The following is a 23,048-nucleotide window of genomic DNA, read 5'->3' as shown; positions in this document are numbered from 1 at the left end:
GGTAATGTCTGCGGCTGTGACACGAACATCTTCAGGGCTGACGCCCCCGGCCGACGCCATAGCGCCCGTGCGCCACCACGATGCCCCGGCCCCCGGGGAGCTCCTCGGAGCGCACTACGCGCACTGTTTCGGCTGCGGTGAGGGGCAGCCGCACGGGCTGCACCTCCAGGCGAGGGCCGGCGAAGGTGTGACCGTCACCGCCGAATTCACCGTGAAGCCCGCGCACCAGGGCGCACCGGGCCTCGCGCACGGCGGTGTCCTGGCCTCCGCACTCGACGAGACGCTCGGATCGCTGAACTGGCTGCTGCGCGTCATCGCGGTGACCGGCCGGCTGGAGACCGACTTCGTGCGGCCCGTCCCGGTGGGCACCGCGCTCCACCTGGAGGCCCGGGTCACCGCGGTGAGCGGCCGGAAGATCTACTCCACCGCCACCGGCCGCATCGGTGGCCCCGAGGGACCTGTGGCCGTGCGCGCCGACGCCCTGTTCATCGAGGTCAAGGTCGACCACTTCACCGAGAACGGACGTCCTGAGGAGATCCGGGCCGCGATGGACGACCCCGACCAGATCAAGCGCGCCCGCGCCTTCGAGGTGAACCCGTGAGCCGTGACCCCGTAGATGTACTGATCCGCCGAGTCGACCCCGAGGTGCCGCTCCCCGCTTACGGGCACCCGGGCGACGCCGGCGCCGATCTGATGACCACCGAGGCCGCCGAGATCGCGCCGGGGGAGCGGACCGTACTCCCCACGGGGATCTCGGTGGCGCTGCCCGACGGGTACGCCGCCTTCGTGCACCCGCGGTCCGGGCTCGCGGCCCGTTGCGGAGTTGCCCTGGTGAATGCCCCGGGGACGGTGGATGCCGGGTACCGTGGAGAGATCAAGGTGATCGTGGTCAATCTCGATCCGCGCGAGACGGTGCGGTTCGAGCGCTTCGACCGGATCGCCCAGCTGGTAGTGCAGCAGGTCGAGAAGGTGCGCTTCCACGAGGTGGCGGAGCTTCCCGGCTCGGCACGGGCCGGAGGGGGCTTCGGGTCCACCGGCGGACATGCCGCTGTGGGCGGGCCACAGGGTGGGAATCGATACGCATCGGTCGTATCCGACCGGGAAGGACAGTGACGTGTTCGGACGTCGCAAGAACAGCGGTTCCGACGAGGACGCGCCGGGCGAGGCCGGGCAGTTCGACTCCGACGGCGCCGGCGGCGATGAGTCGGCAGACGTGAGCGGTGTGCGCAGGTCCGGCCTGCCCCCCGCGCCGCGCCCGGACGGTCCGTGGGACATCTCCGAGGTCCGTGAGGCTGCCGAGGGGCGGGTGGACCTCGGCGGTCTCTTCGTCCCCGGGGTCGAGGGCATGGAGCTGCGCGTCGAGGTCGCGGGAGACGCGATCGTGGCCGCCACGGTCGTCCTGCGTGACAGTGCCGTCCAGCTCCAGGGCTTCGCGGCACCGAAGAAGGAAGGCATCTGGGGCGAGGTGCGCGAGGAGATCGCCTCGGGCATCACCCAGCAGGGCGGCATCATCGACGAGGTCGAGGGCCCGCTCGGCTGGGAGCTGCGGGCCCAGGTGCCCGTACAGCTCCCGGACGGCACGAACGGCGTGCAGCTGGTGCGCTTCGTCGGCGTCGACGGGCCGCGCTGGTTCCTGCGCGGCGTGATCTCGGGGCAGGGCGCGGTCCAGCCCGAGGCGGCCGGGGTGCTGGAGCAGATCTTCCGGGACACCGTGGTCGTCCGGGGCGAGGGGCCGATGGCTCCCCGCGACCCGATCGTCCTCAAGCTGCCCGACGACGCGCAGATGATGCCCGACGGCGTCCAGCAGGAGGAGCAGGAGGGCTCGCGCTTCTCCGGTGGCATGGGCCAGCTCCAGCGCGGACCGGAGATCACCGAGATCCGCTGACCCGCATCACGAGGGCCGGTGGCCCGCACTCCCCGACGGGAGTGCGGGCCACCGGCCTTTGTGCTGGTCAAAGCGACGGATGGGGGGACGTGGGGCGCCGCGTAGGGATCGCGTCAAGGGCGGGCGGCTCGCCGTATGGGAGGCGTCAACGAACGGCTGGGGCGGCGTTCGAGGGGGTTTGCTCGGGGAGTCCGTTCTTTCGAATTCCCGAACTCTTCAGGAGCTCACGATGGCCGATGTGGCCTTCGTCGTCACCATGGTCGCGGTCTTCGCGCTGGTGGCGCTCATCGCCAAGGGGGTGTCGAAGCTGTGACCGGTTCTGCTGTGGAAGCGGTGGTCGGCCTCGTGGTGGCCGTCGCCCTGCTGGGCTATCTCGTCCTCGCCCTCGTCCACCCGGAGAGGTTCTGAGCCCTGATGAGCCCCCTACTCGCCGGTGTGCTCCAGATGCTCGCGCTCATCGTGGCGCTCGGTCTGGTCTACCGACCGCTGGGCGACTTCATGGCCCGCGTCTACTCGTCCGACCGGCATCTGCGGGTCGAGAAGTGGATCTACAAGGCCATCGGCGCCAACCCCGACTCCGCGATGCGCTGGCCGGCGTACCTCCGCGGGGTCCTCGCCTTCTCCCTGGTGAGCGTCCTCTTCCTCTATCTGCTCCAGCGGGTGCAGGGCGGCCTGCCCGGCTCGCTGGGCTTCCGCTCGATCGACCCGGACCAGGCGTTCAACACGGCCGCGTCCTTCGTCGCCAACACCAACTGGCAGTCGTACTCCGGCGAGCAGGCCATGGGCCATGTCGTGCAGACCGGCGGCCTCGCGGTGCAGAACTTCGTCTCGGCCGCTGTGGGCATGGCCGTCGCGATCGCCCTCGTACGGGGCTTCGCCCGCTCCCGCACCACCGCGTCCGGCGGGGGCGAACTGGGCAACTTCTGGGCCGACATGGTCCGCGGCACCGTCCGCATTCTGATCCCCATAGCCGTTGTCGGCGCTCTGGTCCTGGTGGCGTGCGGCGCCATCCAGAACTTCGCGGGGATCCACGAGGTGGGCCAGTTCGCCGGCGGGGCACAGCAGTGGAACGGCGGCGCCGTCGCCTCCCAGGAGGCCATCAAGGAGCTGGGTACCAACGGCGGTGGCTACTTCAACGCCAACTCCGCCCACCCCTTCGAGAACCCGAACGGCTTCTCCAACCTCCTGGAAGTCTTCCTGATCCTGGTCATCCCCTTCGCGCTGACGCGCACCTTCGGCCGGATGGCGGGCTCCCTCAAGCAGGGTTACGCGATCCTGGCGACGATGGTGACCATCTGGATCGTCTTCACCGCTCTGATGATGTGGACCGAGTTCCACCACGGCGGCCCCGCCTTCGACATCGCGGGCGGCGCCACGGAGGGCAAGGAGACCCGCTTCGGGATCGGTGGCTCGTCGATCTTCTCGGTGGCGACCACGCTCACCTCGACCGGTGCGGTCAACTCCTTCCACTCGTCCTTCACCGGATTCGGCGGCGGCATCACGATGCTCGGGATGCAGCTCGGCGAGATCGCGCCCGGCGGTGTCGGGTCCGGTCTCTACGGGCTGCTGGTCATGGCGGTCATCGCGGTGTTCATCGCGGGGCTGATGGTCGGCCGCACGCCCGAGTACCTCGGCAAGAAGATCGGCGTCCGCGAGATCAAGTTCGCGGCCTGCTACATCCTCGTCACTCCGGCGCTCGTGCTCTGTTTCACGGCCGCCGCGATGGCACTGCCGACCCCCGGCCACTCGATGACCAACTCCGGGGCGCACGGCTTCTCGGAGATCCTCTACGCCTATACGTCGGGCGCCAACAACAACGGTTCGGCCTTCGCCGGACTCGGCGCCGACACCCAGTGGTTCAACACCACCATCGGGCTCACCATGCTGCTCGGCCGCTTCGTGCCGATGGTGTTCGTCCTGGCGCTCGCGGGCTCGCTCGCGGAGCAGCGCCAGGTCCCCGAGACCTCCGGCACCCTCCGTACCGACAAGCCGCTCTTCTCCGGGCTCCTTGTCGGCACGATCGTGATCGTCGCTGGTCTGACCTACTTCCCGGCGCTCGCGCTGGGCCCGCTCGCTGAAGGGCTGGCGTCATGAGTACCCTCACCCCGGCCCACGTCCCCCGTCAGGACGCCCCGCAGGGCCCGAAGCCCCAGGGGCGCGTCGGCGGCGGCCTGTTCGACCCCCGGCAGCTGCTCAGGTCCTTCCCCGACGCGCTGCGCAAGCTCGACCCGCGGATCATGGTCAAGTCGCCCGTGATGTTCGTGGTCGAGGTCGGCTCCGTGGTCACCACAGGGTTCGCCCTGAAGGATCCCGGTGACTGGTTCGGCTGGGCCATCACCGGCTGGCTCTGGCTGACCAACGTCTTCGCCAATCTGGCGGAGGCGGTCGCCGAGGGCCGCGGCAAGGCCCAGGCCGACACGCTCCGCAAGGCCAAGAGCGACACCGTCGCGCGGCGCATCGAGGGCACGGCGGAGGAACAGGTGCCCGGCACCGCGCTGTGCGTCGGCGACCTGGTGGTTTGCGAGGCAGGTGACACCATCCCCGGGGACGGAGACGTCGTCGAGGGGGTCGCATCGGTCGACGAATCCGCGATCACCGGTGAATCGGCCCCCGTCATCAGGGAGTCGGGCGGAGACCGCTCAGCCGTCACGGGCGGTACGAAGGTGCTCTCCGACCGGATCGTCATCAAGATCATGACGAAGCCCGGGGAGACCTTCATCGACCGGATGATCAAACTGGTGGAGGGCGCCGCACGGCAGAAGACGCCCAACGAGATCGCGCTGAACATCCTGCTCGCCTCACTCACCATCGTCTTCCTGCTGGCGGTCGTGACCCTCCAGCCGTTCGCCACGTACGCCGGTGCGAAACAGTCGATGATCGTGCTGACCGCGCTGCTGGTCTGCCTGATCCCGACCACCATCGGCGCGCTGCTGTCCGCGATCGGTATCGCGGGCATGGACCGGCTGGTCCAGCGCAATGTGCTGGCCATGTCAGGACGGGCGGTCGAGGCCGCCGGCGACGTGTCGACCCTGCTGCTCGACAAGACCGGCACCATCACCCTCGGCAACCGGCAGGCCGCCGCCTTCGTCCCCGTCAGGGGTGTCACCGAGGCCGTGCTCGCCGACGCGGCACAGCTCTCCTCGCTGGCCGACGAGACGCCGGAGGGCCGCTCGGTCGTCGTACTCGCCAAGGAGAGGTACGGGCTGCGCGAGCGCAGCCGCGGCGAACTGTCCGCGGCGGACTGGATCGCCTTCACCGCCCAGACCCGGATGTCGGGTGTGGACACCGGCGGCCGCCGGATCCGCAAGGGCGCGAGCGGCTCCGTGGCCGCCTGGGTGGCGGAGAACGGCGGCGAGGTCTCCGAGGACGCGCAGACGCTCACCGACGCGATCTCGGAGGCGGGCGGCACCCCGCTGTTCGTCGCCGTCGAGGACGGGGAGGGGGCCCGGGTACTGGGCGTCATCCATCTCAAGGACGTCGTCAAGGAAGGTATGCGGGAGCGGTTCGACGAGCTGCGCCGGATGGGCATCAGGACCGTCATGATCACGGGCGACAACCCGCTGACCGCCAGGGCCATCGCCCGGGAGGCGGGCGTCGACGACTTCCTCGCCGAGGCCACGCCCGAGGACAAGATGGCGCTGATCAAGCGCGAGCAGGCGGGCGGCAAGCTCGTCGCGATGACCGGCGACGGGACGAACGACGCCCCTGCGCTGGCCCAGGCGGACGTCGGAGTGGCGATGAACACCGGCACCTCGGCCGCCAAGGAGGCCGGGAACATGGTGGACCTGGACTCGAACCCGACCAAGCTGATCGAGATCGTCGAGATCGGCAAGCAGCTGCTCATCACCCGGGGCGCGCTCACCACGTTCTCGATCGCCAACGACGTCGCCAAGTACTTCGCGATCATCCCGGCGATGTTCGCGGTGGCGTATCCGAGCCTCGACAAGCTGAACATCATGCGACTCTCGTCGCCCGAGACCGCGATCCTCTCGGCCGTCGTCTTCAACGCGCTGATCATTGTCGCGCTGGTGCCGCTCGCGCTGAAGGGCGTGCGGTACAAGCCGGCCGGCGCGGACCGCATGCTCCGGCGCAACCTCGGGATCTACGGGCTCGGCGGCCTGGTCGCCCCGTTCATCGGCATCAAGATCATCGATCTGCTCATCTCCCTCATACCTGGCATCGGGTGATCATCATGAACAGCTCCGTGAGCGGAACCGGCCGCCTGCTCTGGGCCGGCCTGCGCGCCCTTCTCGTCCTGACCGTCGTCTGCGGTGTGATCTACCCGCTCGCCGTCACCGGTGTCGCCCAGGCGGTCATGGGCCACCGGGCCAATGGTTCGGAGGTACGGGACGGCGGCAGGGTCGTCGGCTCGTCCCTCATCGGGCAGAGTTACACCCTGCCGCTGAAGAAGGGCCGGCAGACGCCCGCCCCCGATCTCCGGTGGTTCCAGCCGCGCCCCTCCAACGGCCTCGGCACCAACAGCGTCAACACGCAGTACAAGCTGCTGGTGTCCGGTGCGACCAACCGGTCCGGGGACAACGCCGAACTGATCGAATGGGTCAAGGACGCGAAGTCCGCGGTGATCAAGGACAACTCGGTCCCCGGCTACCGGGTGCGGCCGGGCGACGTGCCGGCCGACGCCGTCACCTCGTCGGGCTCCGGGCTGGACCCGGACATCTCCCCGCAGTACGCGAAGCTCCAGGTACACCGGATCGCCGCGCGCAACCACCTCGCGGTCGACCGGGTGGAGCGGCTGGTCGCCGGCCACACCACCGGCCGCGCCCTCGGTTTCGTCGGTGAACCCCGCGTCAACGTCCTGGAGCTCAATGTGGCGCTGCGGAAGCTGGCCACAGGCTGAGGGCGGCCGGCCGGCGGCGCGCCACGGTACTGGGCCGTCCAGTCCGTTGCGGGCCGCCGGAAGCGGCGCCATCAGGATCGCGTCAAGACACCTCCGCCGGCGGCCCTCCGTCCGTTATGCCGGATTACCTGGCCGTAAGGTCGACGGAGAGTGCTCAGCTGTTCTCCGAAAGACAATGGGTTCATGGCACGAGGCAAGCTTCGAATATTCCTCGGCGCGGCGCCGGGCGTCGGCAAGACGTACGCGATGCTGTCCGAGGCCCACCGCAGGGTGGAGCGGGGAACCGACTGCGTCGTCGCCTTCGTCGAGCACCACGACCGGCCCCGCACCGAGGTGATGATGCACGGTCTGGAGCAGATCCAGCGCCGTGAGATCGGCTACCGCGGCGGCGTCTTCACCGAAATGGACGTGGACGCGGTCCTGGAACGCGCGCCCGCCGTCGCGCTGGTCGACGAACTGGCCCATACCAATGTCCCCGGTTCGCGCAACGCCAAGCGCTGGCAGGACATCGAGGAGCTGCTCAGGGCCGGTATCGACGTCGTCACGGCCGTCAACATCCAGCATCTGGAGTCGCTCGGTGACGTCGTCGAGTCGATAACGGGCGTCGCCCAGCGCGAGACCGTCCCCGACGAAGTGGTCCGCCGGGCCGACCAGCTCGAACTGGTCGACATGTCGCCGCAGTCGCTCCGCCGCCGGATGGCCCACGGCAACATCTACAAACCCGACAAGGTCGACGCGGCCCTGTCCAACTACTTCCGGCCGGGCAACCTCACCGCGCTGCGCGAGCTCGCGCTGCTCTGGGTGGCCGACCGGGTCGACGAGTACCTCCAGCAGTACCGCGGCGAGCACAACATCCGCTCCACCTGGCAGGCCCGCGAGCGCATCGTGGTGGGGCTCACCGGAGGCCCCGAGGGCCGTACGCTCATCCGCCGCGCGGCGAGGATGGCCGCGAAGGGATCGGGCAGCGAGATCCTCGCCGTCTACATCGCCCGCAGCGACGGCCTGACCTCCGCCTCGCCCAGGGAACTGGCGGTCCAGCGGACCCTGGTCGAGGACCTGGGCGGCACTTTCCACCACGTCATCGGGGAGGACGTCCCCTCCGCCCTGCTGGAGTTCGCCCGCGGGGTCAACGCGACCCAGATCGTGCTCGGCTCCAGCCGCCGCAAGACCTGGCAGTACATCTTCGGGCCCGGCGTCGGACAGACCGTCGCCCGGGAGTCCGGCCCCGATCTGGACGTCCACATCGTCACCCACGAGGAGGCCGCCAAGGGGCGCGGGCTTCCCGTCGCCCGCGGGGCCCGCCTCGGGCGCGCCCGGATCATCTGGGGCTGGCTGGCCGGGGTGGCAGGGCCCGCCGGCCTCACCGTGCTGCTGACCAACATCGACACCGATCTCGGTCTCGCCAACGACATGCTGCTGTTCCTGTCCCTGACGGTGGCCGCCGCACTGCTCGGCGGCCTGCTGCCCGCGCTCGCGTCCGCTGCCTTCGGCTCGCTCCTGCTGAACTACTACTTCGCGCCGCCGCTGCACCTGCTGACCATCTCGAACTCCAAGAACATCGTCGCCATCGTGATCTTCGTGTCGGTGGCTGTCGCGGTGGCCTCCGTGGTCGACCAGGCGGCCCGCCGCACCCATCAGGCGGCGAGGCTGCGCGCGGAGTCGGAGATCCTCTCCTTCCTGGCCGGCAGCGTCCTGCGCGGCGACACCTCGCTGGACGCCCTGCTCGAACGGGTGAGGGAGACGTTCGCCATGGACTCGGTGGCCCTCCTCGAACGGAAGAGCGACGTCGACCCGTGGGTCTGTGCGGGCAGCGTCGGGCCCCGGCCGCTCGCCCGCCCCGAGGACGCGGACGTGGACATGCCGATCGGTGACCACATGGCGATGGCGCTCACCGGACGGGTGCTGCCTGCCGAGGACCGCAGGGTGCTCGGCGCCTTCGCCGCCCAGGCCGCCGTCGTACTGGACCGCAGCCGCCTGGTCGGCGAGGCCGAGGAAGCCCGGAGGCTGGCCGAGGGCAACCGCATCCGTACGGCCCTCCTCGCGGCTGTCAGCCACGATCTGCGGACCCCGCTCGCCGCCATCAAGGCGGCCGTCAGCTCGCTGCGCTCCGACGACGTCTCCTGGTCCGACGAGGACGAGGCGGAGCTGCTGGCGGGCATCGAGGACGGTGCCGACCGCCTCGACCACCTCGTCGGCAACCTCCTCGACGTCTCCCGGCTCCAGACCGGCAGCGTCACCCCGCTGATCCGGGAGATCGACCTCGACGAGGTCGTCCCCATGGCGCTGGGCGGGGTCCCTGAAGGCAGTGCCGAGCTGGACATCCCGGAGACGCTGCCCATGGTGGCCGTCGATCCGGGCCTGCTGGAGCGGGCCGTCGCCAACGTCGTCGAGAACGCCGTCAAGTACAACCCGGGCGACGTGCCCGTCACGGTGGCGGCCAGCGCGCTGGGCGACCGTGTCGAGCTGCGCGTCGCCGACCGGGGGCCCGGCGTCCCCGACGAGGCCAAGGAGCGCATCTTCGAACCCTTCCAGCGCCTCGGCGACGCCCCGCGCGGCGTGGGAGTGGGACTCGGCCTCGCGGTCGCCCGCGGCTTCGCCGAGGCCATGGGCGGCACGCTCGGCGCCGAGGACACCCCCGGCGGCGGCATGACCATGGTCCTCACCCTGCGAGCCGTCGTGGGGCGGCCGGGGACGGGCACCGCACCGCCGGCCGGCACCGCACCGGCCGTATCACCGGCAGAAAGGCAGAACCCGCTATGACCCGGGTGCTCGTGGTCGAGGACGATCCGCAGATCGTGCGCGCCCTTGTGATCAACCTGAAGGCGCGCAAGTACGACGTGGACGCGGCCCCCGACGGAGCCACCGCGCTCCGGCTGGCCGCCGCCCGCCACCCCGACGTGGTCCTCCTCGACCTCGGGCTGCCGGACATGGACGGTGTGGAGGTGATCAGGGGGCTGCGTGGCTGGACCCGGGTGCCGGTCCTGGTGCTCTCCGCACGCCACACGTCGGACGAGAAGGTCGAGGCACTGGACGCCGGCGCCGACGACTACGTCACCAAGCCCTTCGGCATGGACGAGCTGCTCGCCAGGCTGCGCGCCGCGGTCCGCAGGGCGGAGCCCGGCGGGCCCGATTCCGGCGCGGGAGGCGAGGATGTGTCCCTGGTGGAGACCGCGGAGTTCACGGTCGACCTGGCGGCCAAGAAGGTCCGGCGAGCAGGCCGCGACGTCCGCCTGACGCCCACCGAGTGGCACCTCCTGGAGGTGCTCGTACGGAACACCGGCCGCCTGGTCAGCCAGAAGCAGCTGCTCCAGGAGGTCTGGGGCCCCTCGTACGGCACGGAGACCAACTATCTGCGGGTGTACATGGCCCAGCTGCGCCGGAAGCTGGAGGCGGACCCCTCGCACCCCAGGCATTTCGTCACCGAGCCCGGCATGGGGTACCGCTTCGAGCACTGATCACGGGCGGGGCGTCCGGGTGGCCGGTCCCAGGCCCGGCCACCCGGACCGCGGAAGGCGGGCCCCCGGTACCCTTCAGTTATGAGTGTTAAGCCGACCGGCCGCTTCCGCCGGATGATCGACCGGCTGTCGACCTCGCAGGAGGATCTGCACTCCGCGGAGCTGCAGGAGGACACGCAGGCCACGGGGTGCACCAGGATCTCCGAGTGCACCGACCGCCAGATCGTCAAGGTGACTGGTACCTTGCGCACGGTCACCCTGCGTCCCCGGGCCGGTGTGCCCGCCCTGGAGGCCGAGCTGTTCGACGGCACGGCTCCGCTGGACGTGGTGTGGCTCGGGCGGCGCTCGATCGTGGGCATAGAGCCCGGCCGCAAGCTGATCGCCTCCGGCCGGATCTCGATGAGCCACGGCCGGCGGGTGCTGTTCAACCCCAAATACGAACTGCGACCGCTCGGACAGGAGTAGCCGGTGACGTCTCCCGACAAGCCGACCACAACCCACCAGGACACCGATGCAAGGGCTGTCACGGAGGCAGCCCTCTTCGAAGCCTTCGGCGGGGTGCGGGGCATGGTGGAGACCGTGCTCCCCGGCCTGCTGTTCGTGACGATCTTCACGATCAACAAGGACCTGAAGACCTCGGCGATCGCCGCGGTGGCGGTCTCCCTGGTACTCGTCGTGGTGCGGCTGGTCCGCAGGGACACCGTCAAGCACGCGTTCAGCGGAGTCTTCGGCGTCGCCTTCGGCGTGGTCTTCGCGATGATGACCGGCAACGCCAAGGACTTCTATCTGCCGGGCATGCTCTACACGCTGGGCCTGGCGCTCGCCTACATCGTCACGGCCGCGGTGGGTTTCCCGCTGATCGGGGTGATCCTCGGACCGGTCTTCAAGGAGAACCTCTCCTGGCGCAACCGCAACCCCGGCCGCAAGGCCGCCTACACGAAGTCGAGTTGGGCCTGGGGGCTGCTCCTCCTCGCCAAGTGCGCGATCCTCTTCCCGCTGTACTGGTGGGCGGACACCACGCAGTTCGGCTGGGTGCTGATCGCCCTGAAGATCCCGCCGTTCCTGCTCGCGGTCTACCTGACCTGGGTCTTCCTGGCGAAGGCGCCGCCGCCCATCGACGTGTTCGCGGAGATGGAGGCGGAGGAGAACGCCGAGAAGGCGCGCAAGGCGGCCGCAGCCGAGGCACAGCGCGGCGAGGCGTAGGGCGCGGCAGCCGCCCGCACAGGAGGAACGCCGTACCGGACAGTCCCGGTACGGCGTTCCGCCGTTCCGGCGGTGCTTCCTCCGAGCGGGGCCCGGCCGATGGTTCCCCCGCCGGGCCCGCCCGGCGGCGGCCGGAACCTTCTATCCGGCAGCGCCCTCCCGCCGTACCGACAGCAGGTCCTCCAGCTGCTCCTCACGCGCCTGCGCGGCCACGAACAGCAGCTCGTCGCCCGCCTCCAGGGTCTCCTCGGGGCTGGGCGTCAGGACGCGGGTACCGCGGATGATGGTGACCAGCGAGGTGTCCTCGGGCCATGCCACGTCGCTGACCTGGGTTCCGGCCAGCGCCGACTCGGGCGGCAGCGTCAGCTCGACGAGGTTCGCGTCGCCGTGGCTGAAGCGCAGCAGCCGTACGAGATCACCGACGCTCACCGCCTCCTCCACCAGCGCCGACATCAGGCGCGGAGTCGAGACCGCGACATCCACCCCCCAGGACTCGTTGAACAGCCACTCGTTCTTGGGGTTGTTCACCCTGGCCACGACCCGCGGTACCCCGTACTCCGTCTTCGCGAGCAGCGAGACCACCAGATTGACCTTGTCGTCACCGGTCGCGGCGATCACCACGTTGCACCGCTGCAACGCCGCCTCGTCCAGCGAGGTGATCTCGCAGGCGTCCGCGAGCAGCCACTCGGCCAGCGGCACCCGCTCCACCGAGATGGCGGTGGGCGCCTTGTCGACCAGCAGGACCTCGTGCCCGTTCTCCAGCAGCTCGCCCGCGATGGAACGTCCCACCGCGCCGGCCCCGGCAATAGCCACACGCATCAGTGACCGCCTTCCTCGGGACCTCGGGCGAAGGCCGCCTCGACCTTTTCGACCTCGGCCGTGTGCATCATGACGTGCACCAGATCACCCTCCTGGAGCACCGTCTGTGACGTGGGGAGCGTCGCCTCACCCAGACGTGTGAGAAACGCGACGCGTACGCCCGTCTCCTCCTGGAGCTGGCTGATCTTGCGGCCGATCCAGGCGGCGGACGTGTGCACCTCGGCGAGCTGCACACCGCCGCTCGGGTCGCGCCACAGCGGTTCGGCGCCGGACGGCAGCAGACGCCGCAGCATCTGGTCGGCGGTCCAGCGGACGGTGGCGACGGTCGGGATGCCCAGGCGCTGGTAGACCTCGGCGCGACGGGGGTCGTAGATGCGGGCGGCGACGTTCTCGATCCCGAACATCTCGCGTGCGACCCGCGCCGCGATGATGTTGGAGTTGTCCCCGCTGCTCACCGCGGCGAACGCACCGGCCTCCTCGACACCCGCCTCACGGAGGGTGTCCTGGTCGAAACCGACTCCGGTGACCCGGCGGCCGCCGAACCCGGCGCCCAGACGGCGGAAGGCCGTGGGGTCCTGGTCGATGACTGCGACCGTGTGCCCCTGCTGTTCCAGGGTCTGCGCGAGAGCGGCTCCCACTCGCCCGCAGCCCATGATGACGATGTGCACGACCGTCCTTCCACACGTCCGTAAATTTTCGGTCATAACTGTTCCACCGGAAAAGGCCCGGTCGAGGAATAAAGACTCTCAGACGTGCGGCCAAGCTACACACGCACGGTGCGGCTGGGGAGCCTTGTACGGGAGGCTCTGCGCAGGAGCGGAGGATTCCGCGGTGACGAGTCTGTGGCGATGAGGGGGTGGGGGGTGCGCGCTCCCTATATCGAACGCTTACGATCCTCACCGTGTCCAAACTGACCGACGTGCCCAAACGCATCCTGATCGGCCGGGCGCTGCGCAGCGACAAGCTGGGAGAGACCCTTCTCCCCAAACGCATCGCGCTTCCCGTCTTCGCCTCCGACCCCCTGTCCTCGGTGGCGTATGCCCCGGGAGAAGTGCTGCTCGTCCTCTCCGTAGCGGGTGTGTCGGCCTATCACTTCAGCCCGTGGATCGCGGCCGCGGTCGTGGTGCTGATGTTCACCGTGGTGGCGTCCTACCGGCAGAACGTGCACGCCTACCCCAGCGGGGGTGGTGACTACGAGGTCGCCACCACCAACCTGGGGCCGAAAGCCGGGCTCACCGTGGCCAGCGCGCTGCTCGTCGACTACGTCCTCACCGTCGCCGTGTCGATCGCGTCCGGCGTGGAGAACCTCGGCTCGGCGATCCCCTTCGTCGTCGAGCACAAGGTGCTCTGCGCCGTGGGCACCATCGTGCTGCTGACCCTGATGAACCTGCGCGGTGTGAAGGAATCGGGGAAGCTCTTCGCCATTCCGACGTACGTCTTCGTCGCCGGCGTCTTCATCATGATCGTCTGGGGAGCCTTCCGCGGGTTCGTGCTCGGCGACACCATGAAGGCCCCCACCGCGGGCTTCACGGTCCACGCCGAGCGTGGCGGCCTCGGCGGCTTCGCCATGGTCTTCCTGCTGCTGCGGGCCTTCTCCTCCGGCTGTGCGGCGCTCACCGGTGTCGAGGCGATCAGCAACGGCGTACCGGCCTTCCGCAAGCCGAAGAGCAAGAACGCCGCGTCCACGCTGGCGCTGATGGGCGTCCTCGCCGTCACCATGTTCTGCGGGATCATCGGCCTCGCCATGGCCACCAAGGTCCGGATGGCGTCGAACCCCGGCACCGACCTCCTCAACCACGGGGTCCCGGTGGGAGCCGGCTACAACCAGGACCCGGTGATCTCCCAGGTGGCCGCCGCCGTGTTCGGCAACGGCACCTTCCTCTTCGTGGTCCTGGCGGCCGCGACCGCACTGGTCCTCTTCCTGGCGGCCAACACGGCGTACAACGGATTCCCGCTGCTCGGCTCGATCCTCGCGCAGGACCGTTACCTGCCGCGCCAGCTGCACACCCGGGGCGACCGGCTGGCCTTCTCCAACGGCATCGTGCTGCTGGCGGGCGCGGCCGTGCTGCTCGTGGTGATCTACGGCGCCGACTCGACCCGCCTGATCCAGCTGTACATCGTCGGTGTGTTCGTCTCCTTCACGCTCAGCCAGACCGGCATGGTCCGGCACTGGAACCGCCACCTGGCGACGGAGAAGGACCCGACCAAGCGCCGCCACATGATCCGTTCGCGCGCGATCAACACCTTCGGCGCCTTCTTCACCGGTCTGGTGCTGGTCGTCGTCCTGGCGACGAAGTTCACCCACGGCGCCTGGGTCGCCCTGCTCGGCATGGTGATCTTCTTCGGGACCATGACGGCGATCCGCAAGCACTACGACCGGGTGGCCGAGGAGATCGCGGCCCCCGACGCCCCGTCGGACGACAGCCTGCGTCCGTCCCGCGTCCACTCGATCGTCCTGGTCTCCAAGGTCCACAAGCCGACGCTGCGTGCTCTCGGTTACGCGAAGCTGATGCGCTCCGACCGTCTGGAGGCGCTCTCCATCGGCGTCGACCCGGCCGAGACGAAGGCGCTCAGGGAGGACTGGGAGCGGCGCGGCATCAATGTGCCGCTGAAGATCCTGGACTCCCCGTACCGGGAGATCACCCGGCCGATCATCGAGTACGTGCGGGGTCTGCGGCGCGAGAGCCCGCGGGACGTGGTCTCCATCTACATTCCCGAGTACGTGGTGGGGCACTGGTACGAGCACGTCCTGCACAACCAGAGCGCCCTGCGCCTGAAGGGACGCCTGCTCTTCACCCCGGGTGTCATGGTCACCTCGGTGCCGTACCAGCTGGAGTCCTCGGAGCTCGCCAAGAAGCGGGCGAGGAAGCGGGCCGACTGGAACGCGCCGGGTGCGGTGCGCCGAGGGCCGGTGACCAGGCGGGTGGACGAGTCCGCCGGCCCGTCCGGCAAGGGAACGGCCGGTGCCAAGGGCGCGAAGGGCACGAAGGGTACGAAGGGCAAGAGCTGAGCGGACGGCCGCAGCCCGTCAGCGGCATCCGGCTGGTGAACGGCCGGACAGCACCCACGTAGACTGGTGGGTCGTTGTCCGGCTGTCCCCTTTTTGATCTTCTGGAGCCCCCCGCCATGCAGACAGAACCCACGTCATCGCTGGTCGGGGAGGAGTATGAGGTCGAGGTCGGCCCCGTCGCGCACGGCGGTCACTGCATCGCCCGTAACGCGGAGGGCCGGGTCCTCTTCGTACGGCACACGCTGCCCGGCGAGAAGGTCGTCGCCCGGGTCACCGACGGCGAGGAGACCTCGCGCTTCCTGCGGGCCGACGCCGTCCGGATCATCGAGGCGTCCAAGGACCGTGTCGAGGCCCCGTGTCCCTACTCGGGCCCCGGCAAGTGCGGCGGCTGCGACTGGCAGCACGCGAAGCCGGGCGCTCAGCGCCGGCTCAAGGGCGAGGTGATCACCGAGCAGCTCCAGCGGCTGGCGGGCCTGACTCCGGAGGAAGCGGGCTGGGACGGCACGGTGATGCCGGCCGCCGGTGACAAGCTGCCGCCGGGCGAGGTGCCGGCGTGGCGCACCCGGGTCCAGTACACGGTGGACGAGCAGGGCCGGGCCGGCCTGCGCAAGCACCGTTCGCACGAGGTCGAGCCGATCGACCACTGCATGATCGCGGCGCCCGGCGTCACCGAGCTGGGCATCGAGAAGCGCGAGTGGCCGCAGCTGGCATCCGTCGAGGCCATCGCGGCCACCGGCTCCAGCGACCGCCAGGTCGTCCTGACCCCGAAGCCGGGCGGCCGGCTGCCCATCGTCGAACTCGACAAGCCGGTCTCCGTGCTGCGCGTCGAGGAGCACGACGGGGGAGTGCACCGCGTCCACGGCCGCCCCTTCGTCCGCGAGCGGGCCGACGAGCGCACGTACCGCGTCGGCATGGGCGGCTTCTGGCAGGTCCACCCGCAGGCCGCCGACACCCTGCTGAAGGCCGTGATGCAGGGCCTGATGCCCCGCAAGGGCGACTCGGCGCTCGACCTGTACTGCGGGGTCGGCCTGTTCGCGGGCGCCATCGCCGAACGGATCGGCGAGCAGGGCGCGGTGCTCGGCATCGAGTCCTCCAAGCGCGCGTGCGAGGACGCCAGGCACAACCTGAAGGACCTCCCGCGGGTCCGCATCGAACACGGCAAGGTAGAGGCGGCCCTGCCCCGCACGGGCATCACCGAGACCGACCTGATCGTCCTGGACCCGCCCCGCGCGGGCGCCGGCAAGCAGACGGTCAAGCACCTGTCGGGCCTGGGCGCCCGCCGTATCGCGTATGTCGCCTGCGACCCGGCGGCGCTGGCGCGGGACCTGGCTTACTTCCGGGAGGGCGGGTACAAGGTGCGGGTGCTGCGGGCTTTCGATCTGTTTCCGATGACGCATCATGTGGAGTGCGTGGCGATTCTGGAGCCTGTTGCAAAGGGGCTCTGACCTGCGGCTTGCTTGTGTTTTCCAGATGTGGCCGGTGGTGCTCGACCTGTTTCCGGAAGTGCAGCGGGCCGGGTGGACGGATCGCCCCTTGAAGGGGGCCTGACCTGCGAATTCATGGGGGAGGCGCTGGTATCGGCGACGCCTTCAGGGCCTCGTTCGGAAATTCTTGACGCTCGGATGACGCTCGAAGCGAGAGTCCCGACCTCCCGGACCTCCCCGGCTGGGGCCGTGCGGACCGGACTGTCGGCATGGAGAGCGAGGAACTCCTCATGGAGGCGGCGCGAGCTGCCATCCAGGTCCCCGGCTCCCTGGAGCCCAGAGTGCGCCAGTCCAAGCGGCAGAACGTGGCGCCGTGATCCGAGGTCTTGAGTGGCTGGTATCGCCTCGCCACACCCAGATACCAGTCAGGTATCATCGCTGTATGGCGATGACACTCCGACTCCCCGACGATCTTGATGCGAAGCTCACTGAGCGTGCTCGTCGAGAGGGCCGAAGCAAGCAGGAACTCGCTGTCGAGGCCATCCGCGACGCCCAGGACCGGGCCGAGCTGAAGGTCGACGATGTCCTGGCCGAGCTCATGGACAGCGATGCGGAGATCCTGGACTACCTGAAGTGACCGAAGTGCGCTACATCCAGATTGACGAGGTCCTTGCCATCGCTCGCGCGGTCAACGGTACCGACCACAGCGTGCGTGACATGGGACTTTTGGTGTCAGCGATCGAACGGCCCCGGACCAACGTGTTCGGAGCCGAGCTGTATCCCACGCTGCACGAGAAGGCGGCGGCACTGCTGCACTCCGTTGCCCGAAATCACGCCCTGATCGACGGCAACAAGCGCACCGCCTGGCTCGCCATGCGCGTCTTCCTGCGGCTCAACGGTGTCAGCGCCGGTACCGTCCCGCCACCTGCCTCCACCGCCGGCCCGTTCGTCGAGGAAGTCGCGCAGGACAACATGGATGTACCGGTCATCGCCAAGCGCCTGTCGGCCTGGTTCCCCGTCTCCTGACGTACGACGACGGATGGGGTGGGCACGCGCGCGCCCGGCCCTCACGCGTAGTCCGGCTTGCTCGCATCAGGCCGGAATCGGCGCTGTGCACTGGATCGCTTGGGCCATGAACACGGCTAGCAGGCCGAGGGCGGCCGGGGGACTCCCACAACGCTAACCGGCCAGGACGGTGGACACCGAGGCCGGGCCGGTGGAGGTCACCGTCTCCCCGGGACCAGGCCGGCCTGTTCGAGCCGACGCTGGCCAAGAAGCGGCAGCGGCGTCTGGGCGGCTTCGACGAGATGGTCTTGTAGCTGTCGGTGAAGGGCCCAGTATATGGCGTTATTGTTGCGTACCTGGCTGAAATGTGTGGCGCCGAGGTCTCGAAGTCCATCATCCCGACCATCACCGACAGAGTGATTGGGGGGGATGATCGAGTGGCAGAACCGACTGCTTCAACGTCCGACCGCTGCCGCTGCTGCAAGCGAGCGGGCAGGGCGGAAGGGCCCGACTCCACGGAGTCGGGCCCTTCTGCTGCAGTAGTCAGGCGCCGTACGCCCCGACACCAACAGCTCTCCCTTGTCGATAGTGCAGACGCAAGCCGGCGGCGCTCGGCGGGGGTGAGCCTGATGGCGCCGTCGCTGTGAGCGCTCCACATCGTGCCGAGCTCCATCATGTCGACGGCGGAGCCGACGGGTTCGGCGGGCGTGACGGGTTCGCGCCGCGGGCCGTAGTCCTGCGCGAGCCGGGCCAGCGGGACGCGTGCACGGAGCCGGACGGTGGCGGTGAACTGGTCCCGGGCATCGTCCAGCAGAGGCAGCAACACATGATTCTGCGCCAGCCACACCCGGGCCGACACCGCCTGCTCGTGTGTGAGGTCCCTGCCAGGGCGGTGCCTGAGCCTGCCGTCCCAGCTGTCGATAGTGCCTGCGTTCCAGGCCACGAGCAGCTTTTCGTCGGGGCGGCGGCCGGGATGACGGGTGCCCTCGACGCGCTGCGACGGGATGGCCGCCGGTCCAGGCAGCGGGTCGTGGCGGCACAGTTCCCGGCCTCGCGGACGGCGCGCTGATCCGGGCTGACCCGGTCGACAAGCCCGTGAGGCTTCCTGGTTGGACGCCGCTGCACATGACGATGCCCTTCGTCAGGGCTTCTCCGTCGCAGCCGGAGTAGGCGAATGCCGTGTAATGGCAATACGAGTGGGTGTCGCGCACGCGGTGAGCCTTGGCGCGGGCGCCGAACGGTGCCGTCGCGTCGAAGTTCACGGTGATCGAGCCCCAGGAGGGTATGCCGCCCTGTCGTTCGGCGAGCATGATGGGCGTGGCGTGTCCCGCGGACGCGAAGGATGTCAGCCCTGCCGCGTCTGACTGCGCCAGGACGCGCTGGAACCACGCGTAGTCCAGGGCCCCCGGCAGCCGGGCATCAGTACACGCCACGGCGGCGGACCGCCTGTGAGCGGACCGCCTGCTGGGCGGGGTCGAGGGCCCCGGACCGAAATGCACGAGCAAGCCCCGCACCCCCGAAGCCCTGCCCCGTCAGGACGTCCTGGCCCGCTGAGTGACCACGATGCAGGTAAGGACGATGGCCGCCGTCACCGGTACGGCGGCGGTGAAGTGTTCGCCGAGCAGCAGCACCGCCCACACCAGGGTCAGCAGTGGCTGTGCGAGCTGGAGTTGGCTCGCCCTCGCGACGCCGATGAGGCCCATGCCCTTGTACCAGACGACGAATCCGCCGAACTGTGAGACAGCGGCGATGTAGGCCATGCCGGCCACGGCCTTCGTGGTCAGGTGTACGGGCTCGTTCGGGAGTGCGGCCAGGGCCACGACGAGGTTGACTGGGGCCGCCAGTGCCACGCCCCAGGCGATGACGCGCCAGCCAGGCATGCGGGCAGAGAGACGCCCGCCCTGGGCGTAGCCCGCCGCGCAGACCAGCAGGGCGCCGAAGAGGTAGAGGTCCGCCACGGTCGGGCGGCCGTGGTTCTGCGACAGCGTGTATACGACGACGGTCGCCGCTCCGACGCCGGCGGCGGCCCAGAAGACCTTCGAAGGGCTGCGCCGGGTGAGAATCGCGGAGAACGCCGCCGTGGCCATCGGCAGCGCGCCGATCACGATCGCCGAGTTCGCGGTGGACGAGGTCTGCAGGGCGAGTGTGGTGAGCAGCGGGAAGCCGATCGCGCAGCCGCCCGCGACGACGGCGAGCGCGGGCCAGTCGGCGCGCGCCGGCAGCGGCGCCCGGGTCATGAGGAGAGCGGCGATCGCGATGACGGCGGCCAGGACGCCGCGGACACCGATGGCGCTCCAGGGGCCGAAGCCATCGAGAGCCCACGCGGTTCCGGGGAAGCTGAAGGAGAAGCTGGTGACTCCCAGCGCCGCGTAGAGGGTGCCTGCGGAGGACGGCTTCGTGGTGGTGGGGGCGAGCGAACTCTGTTGTGCTGTCACTGCTGTGGGCTCCGCTTCTGAGTGATTTCTTCCAGGCGCCGGGAGATGGCCCGTGTGAACCGTGCGGCGGAGGCTTCCGAGAACGGCATGCTCAACGACGGTTCGCAGAGCTCGAGTTCGAGGACCATGGGTTCTCCTTCGGCCCCGCGGACCAGGTCGACGCGGCCGTAGAGCAGCGGTTCCCGCAGCTTCAGGTGGGCGGCTGCGGCGTTCAGCGCGGCCGTGGCGACCGCGCGCTCGTCCTCGGCGGCCTCCCGCGCCGTGCGGGCGTCCTGCGTCGGTTCGTCGACCGTGCCGTCCGGCAGGAGCAGCGCGCGCTTGCGGATGGCGTGGCTGTACACGCCGTCGAAGTGGATGAGGTCGGTCTCGCCGTCGTGGTCGATCGCGCTCAAGTAAGGCTGCAGGATGACGTGTTGCTGTTGGTCGAGCAGCCTGGCAATGTGCGCGGCTGCCTCGGCCGGCTGTGACCGCGCGAAGCGCTGCACGTTCCTGGAGTAGGCGCCGACCGTCGGCTTGACGACGATCTCCGCAGCCTCCTCGTGCCTCGCGAGGAACGCGCGCAGGGCCGCCGCGGGGTCCGTTCCGGGGGCGACGAAGCAGCTCGGCACCACGGGCACGCCGGACGCCGCCAGGTCTGCCAGGTAGTGCTTGTCGAGATTCCACCGCACGACCGACAACGGGTTGAACAGGGGTGTCACATCGGCGACGTACTCGCACCATCCCAGGAACTGCGGAAGTGTCTCCACATAGCTCCACGGGGAGCGCAGCAGGACTGCGTCGAAGCGGTCCCATTCGATGTCCGGGTCTCGCCAGGAACATATCTCGGCCTTGATGCCCGCCGCCCCGCAGGCATCGAGCAGCAGGGGCATGTCGAAATCGATCGCGAGGCTGGTCTCGTCGGTGACCAGGGCCAGGTGGCTGCCCATCGGGCGACTCCAAATAGGGGTGAGTGGGAACGACGGGCTGAGCCCCGGTTCCGCGTCGGTTACCAGGGGACGGTTTCGCCTCGGTGGGTATAGGTTCCGGTCGGGCCGTCGGCGCCGAGCAGGGCCATGGTCACGCTGGTCCTGGCTCCGTCCGTGGCGTCGAGGTCGCCCGCGCCGTCGTTCATCCCGGTCCTGGTGTAGCCGGGGTGCACGGCATTCACCTTGATCGGTGTCCCGTGCAGTTCGTAGGCCAGGTGCACGGTCCAGGAGTTGAGCGCGCTCTTGGAGGCGCTGTACGCGGGGAGCGACTTGAACATGGGGCTGTACGCGTACGACTCCGGGTCGCAGTGCGTGCTCAGCGAACCGAGCAGACTGGACACATTGACGACGCGTGCGGCGGCCGACCTGTGGAGCAGCGGGAGGAATGCCCGGGTCACGGCGACGGTCCCGAACAGGTTGGTGTCGAAGCTCTCGTGCCATTTGGCCATCGGCTGCTCGGACGGCTGCCTTCCGTACTCCTCGGTCCGGATGCCCGCGTTGTTGACCAGGATGTCGAGGCGGCCGTGCCGGCTGTCGACCTCCGCGGCTGCGGCCCGGATGCTCTCCGGGTCCGTGACGTCCAGGACGAGGGGGTCGGCGGCGAGGCTGCCGCTCCGCAGTGCCTTCGCGGCTCTGGTCACGGCTTCGCTGTCGCGGCCGGCGACCAGCACGTGGACACCGGCGGAGGCGAGTTGACGCGCGGTCTCGAGGCCGATGCCCCGGTTGGCGCCCGTGACGAGGGCCAGTTTGGTGGAAAGGTCGGGCATCTGGTGCTCCAGGGAAGTGCGGGACGGGGGGAGAGGTGAGGGGAGCGGGGGAGGAGACGGCGCGTCGGTGACAGGACCTAGAGGACGGTCAGGAATTTCGCTACCGGCATTCCGAAACGTGCGGTGTCGATCAGGAAGGCGTCGTGTCCCTCCAGGGATTCCAATGCCAGAAACGCGACGTCCGTGCCGCCCGCGGAGAGGCCGTCGGAGATCTCCCGCTGTTGCCGCAGCGGGAAGAGGATGTCGGTCTCGACCCCGATCACCAGGGCCTTCTCCAGCTCGATGCGTGAAAGCGCCTCTTCGGTGGTGCCTGCGCCCGAATCGCCGAGGTCGAACCGGTCCATGGAACGGCTGAGGAAGAGATAGCTGTTGGGATCGAAGCGGCGGGCGAAGCGCCGGGCGTGGCGTTCCAGGTAGCCCTCCACCTGGAATTCGTGGCCGAGCGGGTCGTCGTCCGTACGGTCTTCCGGTGCCAGGCGCGTCCGGCCGAAACGGCTGTCCCATTCCCGGGCCGACCGGTAGGTCATCATGCCGAGCTTGCGCGCGGTGAACATGCCGCGCTGGGGGTAGCGGGCGTCGTCGTAACGGCCTTCGTTCCAGTTCGGGTCGGACCGGATCGCCTCGCGCTGCAAGGAGCGGACGGCTATCGAGAACGGCAGGGCGTGCGCCGCGCTGCAGATGTTGATGTGAGTGCGGGCCAGGCCGGGGTGGCGGGCCAGCAGCGACAGTGCGGTCATGCCGCCCATGGAGGTGCCGATCACGCACACCAGCCGGTCGACGCCCAGGGCGCGAACCGTGTGGGCTGCCGCGTCGGCGATGTCCTCGATCGACAGCTCGGGGAAGTCGGGGCCGTAGGGCCGGCCGGTGCCGGGGTCGACCGATGCGGGCCCGGTCGAGCCTTTGCAACTGCCCAGCGAATTCATGCAGATGACGTACCAGCGGTCGGTGTCGAGAGGCTTTCCGGGCCCCACCATCGCCTCCCACCAGCCGGGGCTGGTGTCCTGGGGATGGGAGGCCGCGTGGGCGTCGGGCGAGAGGCCGGTGAGGACCAGGACGGCGTTGTCGCGTCCCGGGGCCAGTCGTCCCACCGTCTCGTACGCGATACGGGCACCTGTCAGCCGCCCGCCCCGCCGCATGGGGAACTCGGCGGGGAGCTCGACGAACCGGGCCGCGGGCGGGATGAATTCCCTCATGTCTCTGATTCCTGCCGGTGATGGTGTGC

General features: G+C 69.5%; 22 protein-coding genes. 16 read left to right on the top strand and 6 right to left on the bottom strand.

Annotated features, from left to right (window positions below):
• Positions 1-16 precede the first annotated feature (16 nt).
• From OG584_RS07545 to OG584_RS07490, 12 genes are all read left to right on the top strand, one after another.
• Positions 17-601 carry a PaaI family thioesterase gene (locus tag OG584_RS07545; protein ID WP_405776317.1) on the top strand — a complete coding sequence of 195 codons (585 nt, stop codon included), beginning with the start codon at positions 17-19 and terminating at the stop codon, positions 599-601.
• A complete protein-coding gene (gene dut, locus OG584_RS07540) occupies positions 598-1,113 on the top strand; it encodes a dUTP diphosphatase (RefSeq protein ID WP_405776316.1) in 516 nt (171 codons plus the stop codon). Before OG584_RS07545 ends, dut begins: the two co-directional genes overlap by 4 nt.
• Before the next feature lies 1 nt (position 1,114).
• Positions 1,115-1,885 carry a DUF3710 domain-containing protein gene (locus OG584_RS07535; RefSeq protein ID WP_405776314.1) on the top strand — a complete coding sequence of 257 codons (771 nt, stop codon included), beginning with the start codon at positions 1,115-1,117 and terminating at the stop codon, positions 1,883-1,885.
• Between the two features lie 178 nt (positions 1,886-2,063).
• Positions 2,064-2,198, top strand: coding sequence for a hypothetical protein (locus OG584_RS07530; protein ID WP_405776312.1), 135 nt, complete (start codon positions 2,064-2,066; stop codon positions 2,196-2,198).
• A gap of 11 nt (positions 2,199-2,209) precedes the next feature.
• Positions 2,210-2,293 (top strand): K(+)-transporting ATPase subunit F, encoded by an 84-nt coding sequence (kdpF, locus tag OG584_RS07525; RefSeq protein WP_405783920.1) that lies wholly within the window; start codon positions 2,210-2,212, stop codon positions 2,291-2,293.
• A gap of 6 nt (positions 2,294-2,299) precedes the next feature.
• Positions 2,300-3,979 (top strand): potassium-transporting ATPase subunit KdpA, encoded by a 1,680-nt coding sequence (gene kdpA, locus OG584_RS07520; RefSeq protein ID WP_405776310.1) that lies wholly within the window; start codon positions 2,300-2,302, stop codon positions 3,977-3,979.
• Positions 3,976-6,072, top strand: a complete 2,097-nt coding sequence (gene kdpB / locus OG584_RS07515) for a potassium-transporting ATPase subunit KdpB (protein WP_405776308.1) — start codon at positions 3,976-3,978, stop codon at positions 6,070-6,072. Before kdpA ends, kdpB begins: the two co-directional genes overlap by 4 nt.
• Before the next feature lie 5 nt (positions 6,073-6,077).
• On the top strand, positions 6,078-6,743 hold the full coding sequence (locus OG584_RS07510) for a potassium-transporting ATPase subunit C (protein ID WP_405776306.1): 666 nt from the start codon (positions 6,078-6,080) through the stop codon (positions 6,741-6,743).
• Positions 6,744-6,926: 183 nt separating this feature from the next.
• Positions 6,927-9,503 carry an ATP-binding protein gene (locus OG584_RS07505; RefSeq protein ID WP_405776304.1) on the top strand — a complete coding sequence of 859 codons (2,577 nt, stop codon included), beginning with the start codon at positions 6,927-6,929 and terminating at the stop codon, positions 9,501-9,503.
• Entirely contained in the window at positions 9,500-10,198 is a 699-nt protein-coding gene (locus tag OG584_RS07500) for a response regulator (protein ID WP_405776302.1), read from the top strand. Before OG584_RS07505 ends, OG584_RS07500 begins: the two co-directional genes overlap by 4 nt.
• A gap of 114 nt (positions 10,199-10,312) precedes the next feature.
• Entirely contained in the window at positions 10,313-10,663 is a 351-nt protein-coding gene (locus OG584_RS07495) for an OB-fold nucleic acid binding domain-containing protein (RefSeq protein WP_203599219.1), read from the top strand.
• Positions 10,664-10,666: 3 nt separating this feature from the next.
• Positions 10,667-11,401, top strand: coding sequence for a DUF3159 domain-containing protein (locus tag OG584_RS07490; RefSeq protein ID WP_405776300.1), 735 nt, complete (start codon positions 10,667-10,669; stop codon positions 11,399-11,401).
• 141 nt (positions 11,402-11,542) lie between these two features.
• Here OG584_RS07490 and OG584_RS07485 read toward each other — a convergent pair whose 3' ends face one another.
• Both OG584_RS07485 and OG584_RS07480 read right to left on the bottom strand, forming a co-directional pair.
• On the bottom strand, positions 11,543-12,220 hold the full coding sequence (locus tag OG584_RS07485; RefSeq protein ID WP_266852181.1) for a TrkA family potassium uptake protein: 678 nt from the start codon (positions 12,218-12,220) through the stop codon (positions 11,543-11,545).
• Positions 12,220-12,888, bottom strand: coding sequence for a potassium channel family protein (locus tag OG584_RS07480; RefSeq protein ID WP_405776298.1), 669 nt, complete (start codon positions 12,886-12,888; stop codon positions 12,220-12,222). Before OG584_RS07480 ends, OG584_RS07485 begins: the two co-directional genes overlap by 1 nt.
• Positions 12,889-13,121: 233 nt before the next feature.
• Here OG584_RS07480 and OG584_RS07475 point away from each other — a divergent pair, with 233 nt between their 5' ends.
• The 4 genes from OG584_RS07475 (at position 13,122) to OG584_RS07460 (ending at position 17,680) form a co-directional block, all read left to right on the top strand.
• Complete coding sequence (locus OG584_RS07475) at positions 13,122-15,230, top strand: APC family permease (protein ID WP_405776297.1); 2,109 nt, start codon at positions 13,122-13,124, stop codon at positions 15,228-15,230.
• A gap of 116 nt (positions 15,231-15,346) precedes the next feature.
• Positions 15,347-16,675, top strand: coding sequence for a class I SAM-dependent RNA methyltransferase (locus OG584_RS07470; protein WP_405776296.1), 1,329 nt, complete (start codon positions 15,347-15,349; stop codon positions 16,673-16,675).
• 421 nt (positions 16,676-17,096) lie between these two features.
• Positions 17,097-17,291 (top strand): ribbon-helix-helix protein, CopG family, encoded by a 195-nt coding sequence (locus tag OG584_RS07465; RefSeq protein WP_030703572.1) that lies wholly within the window; start codon positions 17,097-17,099, stop codon positions 17,289-17,291.
• On the top strand, positions 17,288-17,680 hold the full coding sequence (locus OG584_RS07460) for a type II toxin-antitoxin system death-on-curing family toxin (RefSeq protein WP_405776295.1): 393 nt from the start codon (positions 17,288-17,290) through the stop codon (positions 17,678-17,680). The genes OG584_RS07465 and OG584_RS07460 overlap by 4 nt, the downstream gene beginning before the upstream one ends.
• Positions 17,681-19,191: 1,511 nt before the next feature.
• Here OG584_RS07460 and OG584_RS07455 read toward each other — a convergent pair.
• The 4 genes from OG584_RS07455 to OG584_RS07440 form a co-directional block, all read right to left on the bottom strand.
• Positions 19,192-20,094 (bottom strand): DMT family transporter, encoded by a 903-nt coding sequence (locus OG584_RS07455; RefSeq protein ID WP_405776293.1) that lies wholly within the window; start codon positions 20,092-20,094, stop codon positions 19,192-19,194.
• A complete protein-coding gene (locus OG584_RS07450; RefSeq protein WP_405776291.1) occupies positions 20,091-21,020 on the bottom strand; it encodes a RimK family alpha-L-glutamate ligase in 930 nt (309 codons plus the stop codon). The genes OG584_RS07455 and OG584_RS07450 overlap by 4 nt, the downstream gene beginning before the upstream one ends.
• 59 nt (positions 21,021-21,079) lie before the next feature.
• Positions 21,080-21,826: an SDR family oxidoreductase gene (locus tag OG584_RS07445; protein WP_405776289.1), complete on the bottom strand. Its 747-nt coding sequence runs from the start codon at positions 21,824-21,826 to the stop codon at positions 21,080-21,082.
• 77 nt (positions 21,827-21,903) lie between these two features.
• Positions 21,904-23,019 carry a homoserine O-acetyltransferase gene (locus OG584_RS07440; protein ID WP_405776287.1) on the bottom strand — a complete coding sequence of 372 codons (1,116 nt, stop codon included), beginning with the start codon at positions 23,017-23,019 and terminating at the stop codon, positions 21,904-21,906.
• Positions 23,020-23,048: the final 29 nt, after the last annotated feature.

The sequence above is a fragment of the Streptomyces sp. NBC_00859 genome, assembly GCF_045161865.1.
Classification (GTDB): Bacteria; Actinomycetota; Actinomycetes; order Streptomycetales; family Streptomycetaceae; genus Streptomyces.
The sequence above is the reverse complement of the archived record's forward strand: the minus strand, read 5'-3'. Positions and strand labels throughout refer to the sequence as shown.